Here is a 14920-nt window from a genome sequence, read left to right as displayed (position 1 = left end):
TTCCCGCGGAAAGAAGGAAAATCCGCGCGAATAGAGTAATACTAGGGATAGGTACCAGACATGAACCGGGGTGATTGGTCATCGAGCTTACCAAACGACAAGAGCAGATCTTACAGATCGTAAAGGATGAGGGACCGATTACCGGCGAGCAGATCGCGGAGCGGCTCAACCTGACCCGGGCTACGCTGCGCCCCGACCTGTCGATCCTTACGATGTCAGGTTATTTAGAAGCCAGACCTCGTGTCGGTTATTTTTATGCAGGCAGACCTGCCGGCTCGGTCATAAGTGAACGGCTTCACAAGCTTCTCGTCAACGACTACAAGGCGATGCCCATCGTTGTTTCCGAATCGGCTTCCGCCTACGACGCGATCGTGACACTGTTTCTGGAAGACGTAGGCACATTGTTCGTCGTCAACCAGAAAGGCTATCTGGCCGGCGTTCTCTCCCGCAAGGACCTGCTGCGCGCTTCGCTCGGCAACAAATCGCTGGAAGACGTGCCGGTCGGGATCATCATGACCCGCATGCCGAACATTGTGACCTGTCAACCGGAGGACACCCTGTATTCGGCCGCCAAAAAGCTGATCGATTTTCAGATCGACTCGCTGCCCGTTGTCCGTCCCGCCGAGGGAGAGGACAGCCGAAATTACGAGCTGGTGGGCAGGGTGACGAAGACGACGATCGCCAAGGCGTTTGTGGAATTGGGCAGCGAATCGAAAGTCTAGGAGGAGAAGCGATACACATGGCTCAACAAGCACAGCTCATCTATGTCGTCTCTGATTCCATCGGCGAAACCGCCGAGCTGGTCGTCCGCGCAGTGGCCAGCCAATTTGACCGTTTCGCGATCGACGTGCACAAGTACCCCTATATAGAAGACAAGGAATCCATCGACGAAATCATCGCTTCGGCCAAGGAATCGAAAGCGATGATCGTTTTTACGTTGGTGGTGCCCGAACTGAAGTCGTACATCGTGGAGCAGGCCGCCCGACACGCCATTCCTGTCGTCGACGTGATGGGGCCGCTGATGAACACCCTGCAGGAGATGCTCCACGAACCGCCGATTGGCAAACCGGGTCTGGTTCGTCGCCTGGACGAGGAGTATTTCCGCAAGGTGGACGCCATCGAGTTTGCCGTCAAGTACGACGACGGCCGCGACCCGCGCGGGCTCCTGCGCGCTGACGTGGTGCTGATCGGCGTCTCCCGCACGTCGAAAACGCCGCTCTCGATGTACCTGGCCAACAAACGGCTGAAGGTGGCCAACGTGCCGCTCGTGCCAGAAGTGGAACCGCCGGAGGAACTGTTCCAACTCCCGCCGGAGCGCTGTATCGGGCTGACCATCAACCCCGAGCAGTTGAACAGCATCCGCACCGAGCGCCTGAAGGCCCTGGGCCTGACTGCGCAGGCTAACTACGCCAATCTGGAACGGATCAACGAAGAACTGGCCTATTCGCAGCGGATCATGAAGCGGATCGGCTGCCCGGTGATTGACGTCTCCAACAAGGCTGTGGAAGAGACGGCCAACATCATCCTGGAAATGATTCGCAAAAACAAGCTGCGCGGCGAAAAGAAGTAGAGCAAAAAAAGGGTTTTGGCGTTTCTTGTAGAAGAAGAGATAGCCGTCCTTCCTCTCGGGATGCGGCGGCGCGGCGTTTATAGTCTGCGGAAATGTGGAAAAGTAGAAAAGGAGTGCATTTCCAAGAAGGAAAATGACGAATTTTGACGAACTAAATATCCTCATTGCGCGATTCTCTAAAAAGGTGGAAAGACATGGCTGGTCCCTATTCAGCTGATTTTGTGAACCGAGTCCGTGCCGCTGTGGACATCGTGGACGTGGTGGGAGAATACGTTCAGCTCCGGAAAAGCGGGCGGGCGTTCCTCGGTCTTTGTCCGTTCCACTCGGAAAAGACACCCTCCTTCAACGTCAACGCGGAACGACAGTTTTTTCATTGCTTTGGCTGTGGGGCAGGCGGAGATGTCTTTTCCTTTTTAATGAAGATGGAGCAGTTGACCTTCCCCGAAGCGCTGCACAAGCTGGCGGAACGCGCGGGGATTGAGCTGCCTTCGACGCACGGCAAGGAGGATGACGATCCGCCGGAGAATCGGGCCAAGCAGGCGATGCTGAAGGCCCACCAGTTGGTCGGCAAACTGTACCACTACGTCCTGACGGAAACGCCCTACGGGAAGGAAGCGATGACGTATCTGTCGAAGCGCGGCCTTTCGCCGCAGACCATTGCGGAATTTCAGATCGGGTTCGCGCCGGATTCGTGGGATTTCGTCACACAGTTTCTGCAAAAGCGCGGCTTTTCCCTGGACCTGATGGTGGAAGCGGGACTCTTGGCCAAAAGTGAAGCGGGCAACATCTTTGACCGCTTTCGCGGACGGATCATGTTCCCCATCCACGATTCGCAGGGCAACATCATCGGCTTTGGCGGCCGGCTGCTGGATACCGCTTCCGCGTCCAGGCAGCAGGCCAAACAGCCCAAGTACCTGAACAGCCCGGAAAGTCCGCTGTTCAACAAGAGCGCCACCTTGTTCAATCTGCACCGGGCCCGTCCTTTCATGCGAAAGCGGAAGCAGGCGCTGCTGTTCGAGGGCTACGTCGATGTCGTCTCGGCATGGCAGGCCGGTTTTCCCCAGGGCATCGCCACACTGGGAACCGCGCTTACCGAGCAGCAGGCGCGGATCATCCGCCGCAACGTGGAACAGGTCGTCCTCTGCTATGACGGAGACGCTGCCGGCCAGGAGGCGACGGCCAAGGCGATTCACGTGCTGCAGGAGGCCGGACTGATCGTGCGGGTGGCTCCGCTGCCGCAGGGAACGGACCCCGACGATTACATCCGCCAGCACGGCCCGGAGGCGTTTTCGCAGCAGGTGCTGCTGCAGGCGATGCCGGTTACCGCGTTTCGCCTGAAACATTTGCGCGCCAGCCACGTAATACAGGATGAGACGGATCAGGCGCAGTTCATCGAGAAGGCGCTCGCGATCGTCAACGAACTGAACAGCCCGGTAGAGCGGGACTTGTATTTGCGGCAGTTGGCGGAAGAATACGCGATTTCGCTTGACACGCTCAAGTGGGAGGCCCGGCGGCTGTACAAACAGCAAAAAAGTAACAGCCACAGGGATAAAGTATCGCCAGCATGGAATAATAGTATAAATAATGGCAAAGTTACGCTCGCAAAAACACTGCCGCCCGCTTACCACACGGCCGAGCGCATGCTGCTGTACTACATGATGCGAAACCGGCACATCGCCGAACGCGTCCAGACGGAGTGCAGCGCCTCTTTTCAGGTGGATGAACACGACGCGCTGGCCGCCTACCTGTACGCCTACTTCGCGGAAGGACATCCGGAAGACCCTGGACAGTTTATCCATTACCTGCAAGATGAATCGTTAAAGCAATTAGCCTCGGGATTGGCGATGATGGAGTGTAGAGAAGACGTATCTGATCAAGAGATCGGGGACTACATCAAGCAAGTGAATCACTACCCGAAGCGCGCCGAGCTGGAGCGTCTGCGCGAGGAACAGCGCAGCCTGCATCTCCAAGCCTCCTCCGCGGACAGCGAGGAAGCGCGCAGAGAACTGGAAATTCAAGCAGCCGTCATAGGGATGAAGATTCTTGAATTGGAAAATGCTTTAAAGGAAGGGTAGCATCCGATCATTCCCGGGGAAGGAGGGATAGTAGATGAACAAACAAAACATCACGTCAGACATGGAAGCAGCGTCCATTGAACAAGTGAAGGAACAGTTGGTCGAGTTGGGTAAAAAGCGCGGCGTGCTGTCGTACAAGGAAATCATGGAACGCCTCTCCGGATTTGAACAAGACTCGGACCAAATGGATGAGTTCTTTGAATATCTGAGCGATCAGGGCATCGAGCTGAACAACGACAGCGATGACGACGACGATGTGGACGATTTGATCATGAAGGATGAGGACACCGAAGAGTTCGACTTCGACGATCTCTCCGTACCGCCCGGAATTAAGATCAACGACCCTGTACGAATGTACCTGAAGGAAATCGGCCGCGTTCCTCTGCTTTCCGCCGAAGAGGAGATCAAACTGGCGCAGCGGATCGAGCAGGGGGATGAGGAGGCAAAGCGGCGTCTGGCGGAAGCCAACCTGCGCCTGGTGGTGTCCATCGCCAAGCGTTACGTCGGCCGCGGCATGCTGTTCCTCGACTTGATTCAGGAAGGAAACATGGGCTTGATCAAAGCCGTTGAGAAATTCGACTACCGCAAGGGATACAAGTTCAGCACCTACGCGACCTGGTGGATCCGCCAGGCCATCACCCGCGCCATCGCCGACCAGGCGCGCACGATCCGCATTCCGGTTCACATGGTGGAGACCATCAACAAGCTGATCCGCGTATCCCGCCAACTGCTGCAGGAACTGGGACGAGAGCCGCTGCCGGAAGAGATCGCGGAAAAAATGGATCTGACGCCGGAAAAAGTGCGGGAGATCATGAAGATCGCACAGGAGCCGGTGTCGCTGGAAACGCCGATCGGGGAAGAAGACGACTCCCATCTGGGCGACTTTATCGAAGACCAGGATGCGCTGGAGCCGTCTGACGCAGCCGCTTACGAACTCTTGAAAGAGCAGTTGGAAGACGTGCTGGACACGCTGACCGATCGCGAAGAAAATGTGCTTCGCCTGCGTTTTGGCTTGGATGACGGGCGGACCCGCACGCTGGAAGAAGTGGGGAAAGTGTTTGGCGTGACCCGCGAGCGGATTCGCCAGATCGAAGCGAAAGCCCTGCGCAAACTTCGCCATCCGAGCCGCAGCAAACGCTTAAAAGATTTCCTCGAATAACCGATATAGGTAGTAAGTGGCCTACGTGAAGCCGGCGTAGGCTTTTCTTTTTCCATCGGGCAAACGATACGCTTCCGGCGGCTGCCGCTGTTTGCCCTCCACCTTAGTACCTGTCGTGAGGAGGGGCTCGCGTTGGACGACCAGCGCAAACGCATCATCATCGCCGAGATCGAAAACTGGCGGCGCAACAACCTGCTGCCTGAACATTACTGCATCTTTTTGTTGAACCTGTACACCGAAGGAGATCGTCCGCCAACTCCCGCTGCGGTGGGCAAAGGAGGAGAGAAGGGAACAGGATCCGGTTCGGCGGCTGCGGGGGGGACGAAAACAACGCGGCCGTACGTGTCTGGGAGCGGCCATCCCGTATCGGGGAAGATGATCCTGGCCTGGCTGTTGGGCGCCTGCCTGATTGCAGGAACGATCTTACTTGCTTTCCATTTTAACCGTTTTACCCCCTTAATGCAAATTGCCATCTTTGCCTGTTTTGCGCTCGCCTTCTATATCCTGGCAGTCGTTTTCCGGCGGTCTGCCACACCTTTGCCCCATCTTTTGCTGGGGTTGTCGTCCCTGGTGATGATTTTCGGCGGGGTCTACATCCTCAACCAATGGGAGGGGCCGCTCTCGCTCCTGCTCGCGTACTTGGCCGTTGTCTGCCTGCTGTGGTGCGCCAGCGCGTTTCTGTTCGGCTATGAGTATCTGCTGTACTGCGGCCTGATCGGCCTCAGCCTGGTGTACGGAGTGGCGACGCTGGAGCGGGTGGGGACCGAGTATGCCTGGTGGCGGGCGGAGCTGTACTGGGTGCCGATTGCCGGCCTGATGACCGGGCTCGGGTTTTTGCTGCACGGCCGTCAGCCGAAATGGGCAGGCGTGCTGGCCGTCTGCGGCATGATCATCTGGTTTGGCGCGGAGATTCAGTCCCTCTACATTCCCCAGGCGCGGCAGGACGTCATCCAGCTTCTGCTGTTCGTCAAGGTCTTCGCGAGTTCCGTGCTGTTTTTTATGACCCGTTCCTACTGGTTTCAGTGGCTCAGGCTGTAGAGCCTGTTTGGCCTGTAGATGAGAAAGGTGTACGATTGGTCTACATGCGACGTGCGAGGTGAAACATGTGGAAAGCAAATGGCGGGTATTGATCTTCATCGTGTTGACCGCCGTGTTCTTCGGCGTCGAGACGTTTGCCAAAGTGGTCAACGTTCCGACCTACAATCTCGGGTACATTCTGGGAATTCTCTCGTTCATGGCGGGGATTGTCATCGGGGCGCGCAGGCGGTAAGCGCGCCTTTTTTCTTTCAGCCAACATCGGCGAAAAACTTTTCTGAAAAAACATACACATCCGACAGTTTGCTGGTGTATAATGGTGATACGATCTGAACAAACGCTCAGTCAGAACGGAAGACACGTTGATGATCTTGTAAAAAAGCGCTTGCAAGGAGGCGGACAACCATGCATTTTGACTTGACGGAAGAACAGCGGATGCTGAAAAGCATGATCCGTTCGTTCGCCGATGAAGTAGTGGCGCCGGGAGCGGATGAGCGGGATCGCACCAAGGCGTTTCCCGTGGATATTTTTCGGCAGTTGGCCGAGCTGAATCTGCTCGGGCTGCCGTTTCCCGAGGAGTACGGCGGTGCAGGGGCGGATACGGTCAGCTTTGCCATCGTCGTCGAAGAGCTGAGCCGTGCGTGCGGTTCGACCGGGATCACCTATTCGGCCCACATCTCGCTGGGCGGGGCGCCGCTCGCCCTGTTTGGTACGGAAGCGCAAAAGGCGAAGTACCTGACGAAAATCTGCTCCGGCGAGAGCCTGGGCGCCTTTGGTCTGACGGAGCCGAACGCCGGGTCGGACGCGGGCGGCACGAAAACGACCGCCGTGCGGGACGGCGGCGAGTGGCTGATCAACGGGTCGAAGTGCTTCATCACCAATGCCTCGTACGCCCAATTTCTCGCGTTGACGGCCGTTACGGAGAAAGAAAAAGGTTCGCGGGGCATCACCGCGTTCATCGTGCCGACGGATGCGCCCGGCTTCACGGTGCTGGCCAACTACGAAAAGCTGGGCCTGCACAGCTCCAACACGACGGAGCTGATTTTGGAAAACGTCCGCGTGCCGGACGAGAACATCCTCGGAAAGCCGGGCGAGGGCTTCAAACAATTCCTGATCACGCTGGACGGCGGGCGCATCGGCATCGGCGCGATGGCTGTGGGTATCGCCCAGGCGGCTTACGACAAGGCGCTGCAGTACGCCCGGCAGCGGACGGCGTTCGGTCAGTCCATTTCCAAGTTTCAAGCCATCCAGCACAAGCTGGCGGACATGGCGATGCAGATCGAATTGGCCCGCAACATGGTGTACAAGGCGGCCTGGCTGAAAGACAACGGCCGCCCGTTCACCAAGGAAGCGGCGATGGCGAAGCTGTACGCGTCGGAAGTGGCGATGGCCGTCACCCATCAGGCGATCCAGATCCACGGCGGCTACGGGTACATGCGCGAATACCAGGTGGAGCGCTTCTTCCGCGACGCCCGTCTGCTGGAAATCGGCGAAGGCACTTCGGAAATCCTGCGAAACGTGATCGCCCGCGAAATCGGCTGTTAGCGGTTGTCGCGCGTGTTCCCCGCCTTGACGAAAGGCGGGGTTTTTTGCGCTTTTTTGCATTGGGCAATCTTGGACAAATAGGGTAGAATAAAGGACATGGAAGGTGAAGAGTAGGTATGACATCATCATTGATCATTTCCAAGCGGCTTGAGACGATTGCCCGCTATTGTCCGCAGGGAGCCCGCGTCGCCGACATCGGTTCGGACCACGCGTTACTGGCTTCTTATTTGCTTGTGCGGGGCATCGCGTCGTTTGTGATCGTCGGAGAGCTGAACGAAGGTCCGTACCAGGCGGCTCTCCGACAAATCCAGACGCTGGCGCTGCGCGACCGTGCGTCGGTGCGCAAGGGGGACGGGCTGTCGGTCCTCCGTCCGGGCGAAGTGGACGCGGTCTGCATCGCCGGCATGGGCGGTCAACTGATTGTCTCGATTCTCGCCGCCGGGGCTGACAAGCTGGAGGGAGTCCGGCGCCTGATCCTGCAGCCCAATGTGGGAGAAGAACTGGTCCGCCGATGGCTGCTGGAAAACGGTTGGCAGTTGGTGGCGGAATCCATTTTGGAAGAAGACGGCATCATCTACGAAATCCTCGTGGCGGAGCGGGGAGAGCCGGCCAAGCCGTACGAAGGGAAGGAGCGCAGCCTGGAGGAACTGCTGCGCATCGGTCCGTTCCTGTGGGAGGAAAAGTCGCCGATCCTCCTGAAAAAGTGGCGGCAGGAGCGGGACAAGTGGCAGCGGGTGCTGTCCCAACTGCAGCAGTCCCGCAAGCCGGAAGCGGCGGAGCGGACCCGGCAGATAGAAGCGGAACTGGAATGGTTAGACGAGGTGATCGCATGTTTGCACACGGACAAACGGTAATCCAATACGTGGAGCGGCTGGCGCCCAAAGCACTGGCGCTGGAAGGGGACAAGATCGGCCTGCACGTCGGGACGCTGCAGAAGCAGGTAAAAAAAGTGATGGTGGCCCTTGACGTGCTGGAAGAGGTCGTTGACGAAGCCATCGCCGAAAAAGTGGACCTGATCGTCGCCCACCACGCGGTGATTTACCGGCCGCTCAAGCACTTGCGCACGGATCTGGCGGCCGGGCGGGTCTATGAGAAGCTTTTGAAGCACGACATCGCCGTCTACACGGCGCACACCAACCTCGACGCGGCCGCCGGCGGACTGAACGACTGGCTGGCCGAAGCGATCGGTCTGGGCGATGTGGAGGTGCTTGACGTTAGCTATCAGGAGGCGTTGAAAAAACTGGTCGTCTACGTCCCGCTTTCCCATCGGGACGCGGTGTTTCAGGCCGTTTCCGAGGCGGGAGCCGGATGGGTCGGCAACTACAGCCACTGTTCGTTCCAGGTGGAGGGAACGGGAACGTTTTTGCCGCGGGAGGGAACCAATCCCCACATCGGCCAGCAGGGAACGCTGGAGCGGGTGGAAGAAGTCCGGCTGGAGACGGTGATGCCCGCTTCCCGTCAGGCGGCCGTGATCAAGGCGATGCTGGCCGCCCATCCGTACGAGGAGGTCGCCTACGACGTGATTCCGCTGGAGGCGTCCGGCACCGGGCTGGGAATCGGCCGAATCGGCAAGCTGCCGCAGCCCGTGACGCTGCGTGAGCTGGCGGAGCGGATCAAGGAGCGTTTCTCGCTTTCGGGCGTTCGCGTCGTCGGCGACCTGGACGCCACCGTGCGCAAAGTGGCGGTGGTTGGCGGGGACGGCAGCTCGTTTGTCTCCAAAGCCGTTTTTCGCGGAGCCGACGTGTTCGTGACGGGCGATATCGGCTATCATACCGCTCACGACGCGCAGGCGGAGGGACTCTTTATCATCGACGCCGGCCACAACATTGAAAAAATCATGAAAGAGAAGCTGGCTTCCTATCTGGCGGAACAGTTGAAAGCAAACGGCTACCAGACGGAAGTGTTCGCATCCTCCGTACACACGGATCCGTTCCAATTTGTGTAAGCAGGCCGCGCGCGCCCGCCGACGTCAGGCGGAAGGCCCGCGTTTGACCGCAGGCGGAGCGCCGGGGCGGTTTGCGGAAGGTGCGTGTGAGCAAAACGTTAGGGGGATTTTTGTGCGAAAGACAATCCAAATCATGGCGTGCGGGCTGCTCGTCTCTGGGCTCTTCGCCCCCGTTACCGCCCGCGCCAGCGAAGGGGTCGTCCCGTATGGGGACATCGGCAAACACTGGGCCAAAGCGGCGATCATCCGCGGGGTGAAGGCCGGATTGTTTACGGCGGGCGCCGGCATCGACCGCTTTTATCCGGAACGGGAGATGACCCGGGCCGAGTTTCTCGCCCTGGTGGATCGGCTGTACGAGCAGGGGCAGCTTCATCTGTACCCGCTCACCTTTTTGTCCGAACACGAGGAGTACGGCCAGGGAGAAGGTTTTGACGAGCCGTATCTGCCATACGCGGACGTGGACCGGCTGACCTGGATGTACGATCCGATCCTGCGCGTCTCCGTTTTGCTGGAGCGCCTGTACGGTCCCGGGGCGATTCAGCAGGTGTTTCCCGGAAAGGAACTGCATCCAGACCAGCCCATCACCCGCGAGGAAGCGGCCAAACTGCTGCAGATGTACGCGATGGGCGCGGACGGGGAGCAGTCCTGGCAGAACATCACCGCAGCGGGGTGGATGGACGGCCGGCCGGAGGAGAAGCTGAAGCGGGGCGAAGCGGCCGTCGTGGCCGACCGACTGCTCGCATCCATGCAGGGGGACCTGCTGCTGCCGCTGCTCGATTACAACGGCCAAAAGTTTCCGACGGTTCCGGAGATTCGGGAACTGTTCCCGCTGTTCGCGACGTACACGAATCAGATGACCAAGGACGAAGAGACGTTTGTCCATGCGGTGGAAGCGATCCGCAGCCACGAAGACAGCGAGCAGACGTTCGCCGACCTGAAGCGGTTGGCCGCGTCCACGTTTGACAACCGGATCGGGGTGCACTACTACCTGAGCTGGGACCCGGGGACCCCGCTTTCGGAAAATCTGGACCAGGCGTTTTCCGCCATCGACGCGTATTTCGCTGACAAGATCATCCTGCCCGACACGCTTCGCCTGCTCTGTGCCAACGTCTATGACATCGCGCTGCAGATGGGGGCGGAAGACCCTGCCGTATACGGGCGTGTCCTGGAGCGTTTGGGCAGCTACGAACCAAAAGTGCGGCAAGGTTCCGAAGAATGGCAATCGCTGGCCGTTTACCTGGCCGCGCTGGAAGCGAAAAGCGGAAAAACGGAAGAGGCGCTGGTCCGTTACCGCTCGTTTGCCGACAAAAAGCCGGAAGCGCTGCTCAACGCGGTGTACTATCTGGTGGAAGCCAACCGCTTGGATGAAGCGGAGACGTGGCTGGCCAGTCCGGACATCTCCGAGGCGACAGAAGCGGTCCAGCAGTTGGCCCGGCTGCTGTCCCAGGAGCTGGCCGTGCTGAAGCAGCAGCCGTCGCTGGTCACGGACCTGGCGCATACGCTCAAACGGATGGACAACAAGGACGGCTACATCGTCCACGGGGAGTCGGTGCTGCGCGGCTTTTTGCTGAAGTACACGCAGGAAGTGGACCAACGCGATCAGATCGGCCACACGTTCGGCATCTTCCAGTCCCCGCAGCAGCTTGTGCTGGACAAGTGGGAGAGCTACACCGACGGCCGCAAGAACGTGCAGTACGAACGCGATTTTGAACGCGGGACCTGGGAAAAAAGCAGCGTCAAAGAGCCGGAGTTCCTCCACGAATGGGTGGACGATATCAGCATCGCGGAACGGGCGCGGACACTGCACGCCCGGTATTACAAGCAGTCGCTCGGCCGTTACGAGGTCATCACCGAGTGGATTCCCGGTCCCGCTTTGGCGGAGCGGGTGAAGCACCGCTCGTTTGGCGCCGGTACGGTGAAGCAGATCCCCGTGTACATGACCAAGTACTACATCGACCGCGACACGGATTTGCTGGTGCAGCGGGTCTGGCGCTACGAGGAGATTTACGACACCCAGGAGTACGTGGCCTATGCGGGCAAGGAAACGTATGCGTTCCCCTATGAGGTGCACGTGCGAATTCCGGACGAAGCGGTGAAGGGGGCGACACGATGAAGCGCATGATCACAGGGCTGCTCGCCGCTGTTCTGACGGCCGTTTCCGTCCCCGTGCAGGCGGAGGAGCAGCCGTTTGCGGAGACGGCGGAAGTGTTTCAGTATGTACTGGACAACCATTTGAGCAAGCCCACCGCCAAGCAGTTGGTACAGGGAGCGCTCAGCCATGTCAGCGAAGAGGCGGGCAGACAAGCACACCTGACGCTGAAGCCTTCGGCGGACGACGACACGCTGCCGGAGATGGAGCAGCGGTTGGCGGAATGGCAGCGTGCCGCACGACTGGATGAAACGGCGCTGAACCGCTGGGCGATTGACGGGATGCTTGCCACACTGGACGACCCGCACACGATGTTTTTCACCCGGGACGACCTGCAGATGTTTGAGGCGGGCGTCGAAAACCAGTTTGTCGGTTTTGGTTTCCGGCTGCGGATGCAGGACGGGCTGCTGGTGATCCGTGACATCGTGCCGCAGTCGCCGGCCGCCGCTTCCGAGCTGAGGAAAGGAGATCAACTGCTGACGGTAGACGGCAAGTCCCTCAAGGGCAAAAGCTTTGAGGAAGCATTCGCCATGCTGCGAGGGGAAGAAAACAGCGAAGCGGTTCTGACCATCTACCGGCCTTCGGAAAAACGGGAAAAACAGGTCCGCCTGAAGCGGGCCGCCGTGACGATGCCCGAGGTGGAAGGAGACCTGTTTGAAGGCGGTGCGATCGGGTACGTCAGTCTGGCCACCTTCGGATCGGAAGCGGCTGTACAGCTTCGTGACAAGCTGGACCAGCTTTCCCGCATCCGGCCCTTGAAAGGGCTGATCCTGGATTTGCGCGACAACAGCGGCGGCTACCTGTCCACCGCCCGCGACGTGGCCAGCCTGTTTATGGAAGAAGGCCTGCTGATGTACACGACCAACCGCAATGGCGTGGAGGTGGAGACCTGGGTACGCAACGGCCGGGACGTCGGGTATCCCGTCCGCATTCTCGTCAACGAAGGGACCGCCTCCGCGTCCGAACTGGTGGCCGGGGCCCTGCGCGACCACGGCATTGCCGTGCTGGTGGGAACCAAAACCTACGGAAAAGGCAGCGCGCAGCAGATCATTCCGCTGTCCAACGGGGATGCCCTGAAGCTGACGCTGCACGAATACTTCACTCCCAAGCGCACTGTGGTCAATCACGTCGGACTGGAACCGGACCTCGCGGTGGAGGACTACGCGGCGCAGGTCGTGGAAGCTCTTCGATCCCTCGACGTACAGGCGTATCGCCTGACGGAAGAGAACGGCGACACGGTGATCAACGGCATCGCGTTTCCCACTGTCGATCCCCTGTTCAAACGGGAAAACGGCCAGTGGCTGGTGCGGGCGGCCGTACTCTCCCGGCTGCTCGGCGACTCCGCCGTCGGGGAGCAGGATTACGTGCCGATCGCTCCGTATCTGCAGCGGTACAAAACGCTCGTGCTGCAGCAAAACAACGACCAGCCGGTGCTCGTCTACACGGCGGCAAAACCGGCCGCGTCCCGCTGAATCGAGGCCCCTGCCGAAGAAGGTAGGGGCTTTTCCTCTGCATAGAGCACCTGAAAAGACAAACACTAACATGTGCGACAAACACTAACGGACAAGGAAGGCAGACGGATGAAAAAAGTACTCCTCTTCCTCATCGACTCCATGATGTCGGACGTGCTGGAGCGATGTATAGCGATGGGTAAAGCGCCCGGTTTGAAGTTTTTCATGGAGCGGGGACAGTACATTCCGGACTGCGTGACGGTGTTTCCGACCATGACCGCCTCGATCGACTGTTCGCTTGTCACGGGCGTATACCCCGATCAGCACAAGGTGCCGGGTCTGATCTGGTACGATCCGGAGACGAACCGGATGGTCAACTATATAAACGGAACCGCTTCGGTTGGGAAACTCGGCTTCGAGCACTGTGCGGAAAACGTGCTGTTCGACTTGAACGAACGCCACCTCAGCCGGGACGTAAAAACGATACACGAGGTGCTGGAGGAAAACGGGCTGGTCTCGGGCTCGATCAACGTGATCGCCCACCGCGGGCACAAGCGCCACAAGGTCCAAATGCCGCCCGTGCTGGATGCCGTCACCCGCTTCAGCATGCGCGAAAAAGCGAGCGGCCCCACGATCATGAGCCTGGGCACGCTGGTTCGGCCCGCCCTCTTTCGCCCGATTGTGTGGAATTGGGCGCAGTCTGCCGCCAAGGGGTACGGCATAAACGACACGTACGCCATTGACGTCCTGATCGAAGTGATCAACAGCGGCAAGCAGCCGGATTTTACCCTGATCTATCTCCCGGAGAACGACCACAAGCTGCACGTCTCGCCGCACAAGGCGGTTCAGCATCTGGCCGAAGTGGATGAGCAGTTGGTACGCTTTCTGAACAACTACAGTTCCTGGGAACAGGTCCTGGAGCGAAATGTGTGCATCTTTATCAGCGACCACGGCCAGACGCTGATCGGTGAAAGCAAAGAGCACAACATCGATCTGGATGCCATGCTTTCCGGGTTTTCCGTCCACCGGCTGGGTACGGACGTGACCGATGCGTATGACGTCGTCATCTGCAACAACGAGCGGATGACGTACCTCTACCCGCTGAAGGCGGAGAAACTGGTACGCTTGGCAGACGCCGTGTCCCAGGACCCGCGGATTGATCTGATCGCCTGGCGGGAGGGGGATCGCGTGGTGGTCCGCCGCGGCGCTTCCGACCGGCTTCTGCGGTTCTGGAAGGGGGGACCTCTTCGCGATCCGTACGGCAACGAATGGGGGACGGAAGGAGATTTGGGCGTGCTGGAAGTGGAACGGGAGGGGCGAGACATCCGTTTCGGGACGTATCCGGACGCGTTCTCCCGCCTGTACGGTTCCTTGTTTTCGCAGCGGGGGCCGGTTCTTGTACTGTCGGCTGCCGAAGGCTATGAATTTTTGTCAGAGGCTTCGCCGACGCACCTGGGCGGCGGCAGTCACGGTTCCCTGCACAAGCAGGACTCCCTGATTCCACTGCTGGTAGCGGGGGCATCCCGGCCGTTTTCGGTACCTGCGCGTTTGATCGACGTAAAGGACTTTATTTTGCAGGAACTGGGTGTAACAGTTCCAGCTCCGCTATGATCGGGACGTGATCGGACCATTTTACGGGCGCAACGGCGTAGTGCTTGATTCGCCAATGGCTGGACGCAAACAGATAGTCAATGCGGCGGCGAAAAGCCGGCAGCGTGGCGAGATGGTCCTGCCCGGTGGCGAGAGCGCAGTCGGTGAGCATCGGGGCAAACGAGACGTTCAGCGCGTTGAAATCCCCCATCAGCAGCAGGGGGGTGTTTTTTTTCGCGGCCTTGTCCGTGAGCAGCTTCATCTGCTCCAGCCGGCTTGCTTGATTGAGGCTGCAGTGGGTCACCCAGAACGACACGCGGGTGCCCGAGCAGAAGAGGGATGCTTGCAGGACACAGCGCTTTTCTTTTCGGGCAGGCAGGTCCAACCGGCCGACATGCTCG

General features: G+C 59.2%; 13 protein-coding genes (1 of these 13 only partly in view). 12 read left to right on the top strand and 1 reads right to left on the bottom strand.

Annotated elements, in window-relative coordinates:
- Positions 1 to 74 precede the first annotated feature (74 nt).
- The 12 genes from ccpN (at position 75) to M516_RS0100020 (ending at position 14540) form a co-directional block, all read left to right on the top strand.
- A complete protein-coding gene (ccpN, locus tag M516_RS0100075) occupies positions 75 to 722 on the top strand; it encodes a transcriptional regulator CcpN (protein ID WP_029097288.1) in 648 nt (215 codons plus the stop codon).
- 17 nt (positions 723 to 739) lie between these two features.
- A complete protein-coding gene (locus M516_RS0100070) occupies positions 740 to 1570 on the top strand; it encodes a pyruvate, water dikinase regulatory protein (protein ID WP_029097287.1) in 831 nt (276 codons plus the stop codon).
- A gap of 194 nt (positions 1571 to 1764) precedes the next feature.
- On the top strand, positions 1765 to 3645 hold the full coding sequence (dnaG, locus tag M516_RS0100065; RefSeq protein ID WP_029097286.1) for a DNA primase: 1881 nt from the start codon (positions 1765 to 1767) through the stop codon (positions 3643 to 3645).
- Positions 3646 to 3679: 34 nt separating this feature from the next.
- The gene (gene rpoD, locus M516_RS0100060) at positions 3680 to 4804 is read left to right on the top strand and encodes an RNA polymerase sigma factor RpoD (RefSeq protein ID WP_029097285.1); all 1125 of its coding nucleotides are present in this window, start codon (positions 3680 to 3682) and stop codon (positions 4802 to 4804) included.
- Positions 4805 to 4936: 132 nt separating this feature from the next.
- Positions 4937 to 5842 carry a DUF2339 domain-containing protein gene (locus M516_RS0100055; RefSeq protein WP_029097284.1) on the top strand — a complete coding sequence of 302 codons (906 nt, stop codon included), beginning with the start codon at positions 4937 to 4939 and terminating at the stop codon, positions 5840 to 5842.
- Between the two features lie 67 nt (positions 5843 to 5909).
- A complete protein-coding gene (locus tag M516_RS25360) occupies positions 5910 to 6074 on the top strand; it encodes a hypothetical protein (protein ID WP_162836746.1) in 165 nt (54 codons plus the stop codon).
- A gap of 170 nt (positions 6075 to 6244) precedes the next feature.
- Positions 6245 to 7384, top strand: a complete 1140-nt coding sequence (locus M516_RS0100045; protein ID WP_029097283.1) for an acyl-CoA dehydrogenase — start codon at positions 6245 to 6247, stop codon at positions 7382 to 7384.
- 116 nt (positions 7385 to 7500) lie between these two features.
- A complete protein-coding gene (locus M516_RS0100040; protein WP_029097282.1) occupies positions 7501 to 8238 on the top strand; it encodes a tRNA (adenine(22)-N(1))-methyltransferase in 738 nt (245 codons plus the stop codon).
- Positions 8214 to 9329: a Nif3-like dinuclear metal center hexameric protein gene (locus M516_RS0100035; RefSeq protein WP_029097281.1), complete on the top strand. Its 1116-nt coding sequence runs from the start codon at positions 8214 to 8216 to the stop codon at positions 9327 to 9329. The genes M516_RS0100040 and M516_RS0100035 overlap by 25 nt, the downstream gene beginning before the upstream one ends.
- Before the next feature lie 112 nt (positions 9330 to 9441).
- Positions 9442 to 11442 carry an S-layer homology domain-containing protein gene (locus M516_RS0100030; RefSeq protein ID WP_029097280.1) on the top strand — a complete coding sequence of 667 codons (2001 nt, stop codon included), beginning with the start codon at positions 9442 to 9444 and terminating at the stop codon, positions 11440 to 11442.
- Complete coding sequence (locus tag M516_RS0100025; protein WP_029097279.1) at positions 11439 to 12950, top strand: S41 family peptidase; 1512 nt, start codon at positions 11439 to 11441, stop codon at positions 12948 to 12950. Before M516_RS0100030 ends, M516_RS0100025 begins: the two co-directional genes overlap by 4 nt.
- Positions 12951 to 13058: 108 nt before the next feature.
- The gene (locus tag M516_RS0100020; protein ID WP_029097278.1) at positions 13059 to 14540 is read left to right on the top strand and encodes an alkaline phosphatase family protein; all 1482 of its coding nucleotides are present in this window, start codon (positions 13059 to 13061) and stop codon (positions 14538 to 14540) included.
- Here M516_RS0100020 and M516_RS0100015 read toward each other — a convergent pair.
- Positions 14497 to 14920, bottom strand: the 3' portion of a protein-coding gene (locus M516_RS0100015) for an endonuclease/exonuclease/phosphatase family protein (RefSeq protein ID WP_029097277.1). The gene runs 254 nt beyond the window's last position; only the last 424 of its 678 coding nucleotides appear in the window; its start codon lies off the right edge, out of view; it ends in the stop codon at positions 14497 to 14499. The two genes, M516_RS0100020 and M516_RS0100015, sit on opposite strands and share 44 nt — an antisense overlap.

It is taken from the genome of Brevibacillus thermoruber 423 (assembly GCF_000454065.1).
Classification (GTDB): domain Bacteria; phylum Bacillota; class Bacilli; order Brevibacillales; family Brevibacillaceae; genus Brevibacillus; species Brevibacillus thermoruber.
Note: the sequence above shows the minus strand (reverse complement) of the source record. Positions and strands in the feature narration are given on the sequence as shown.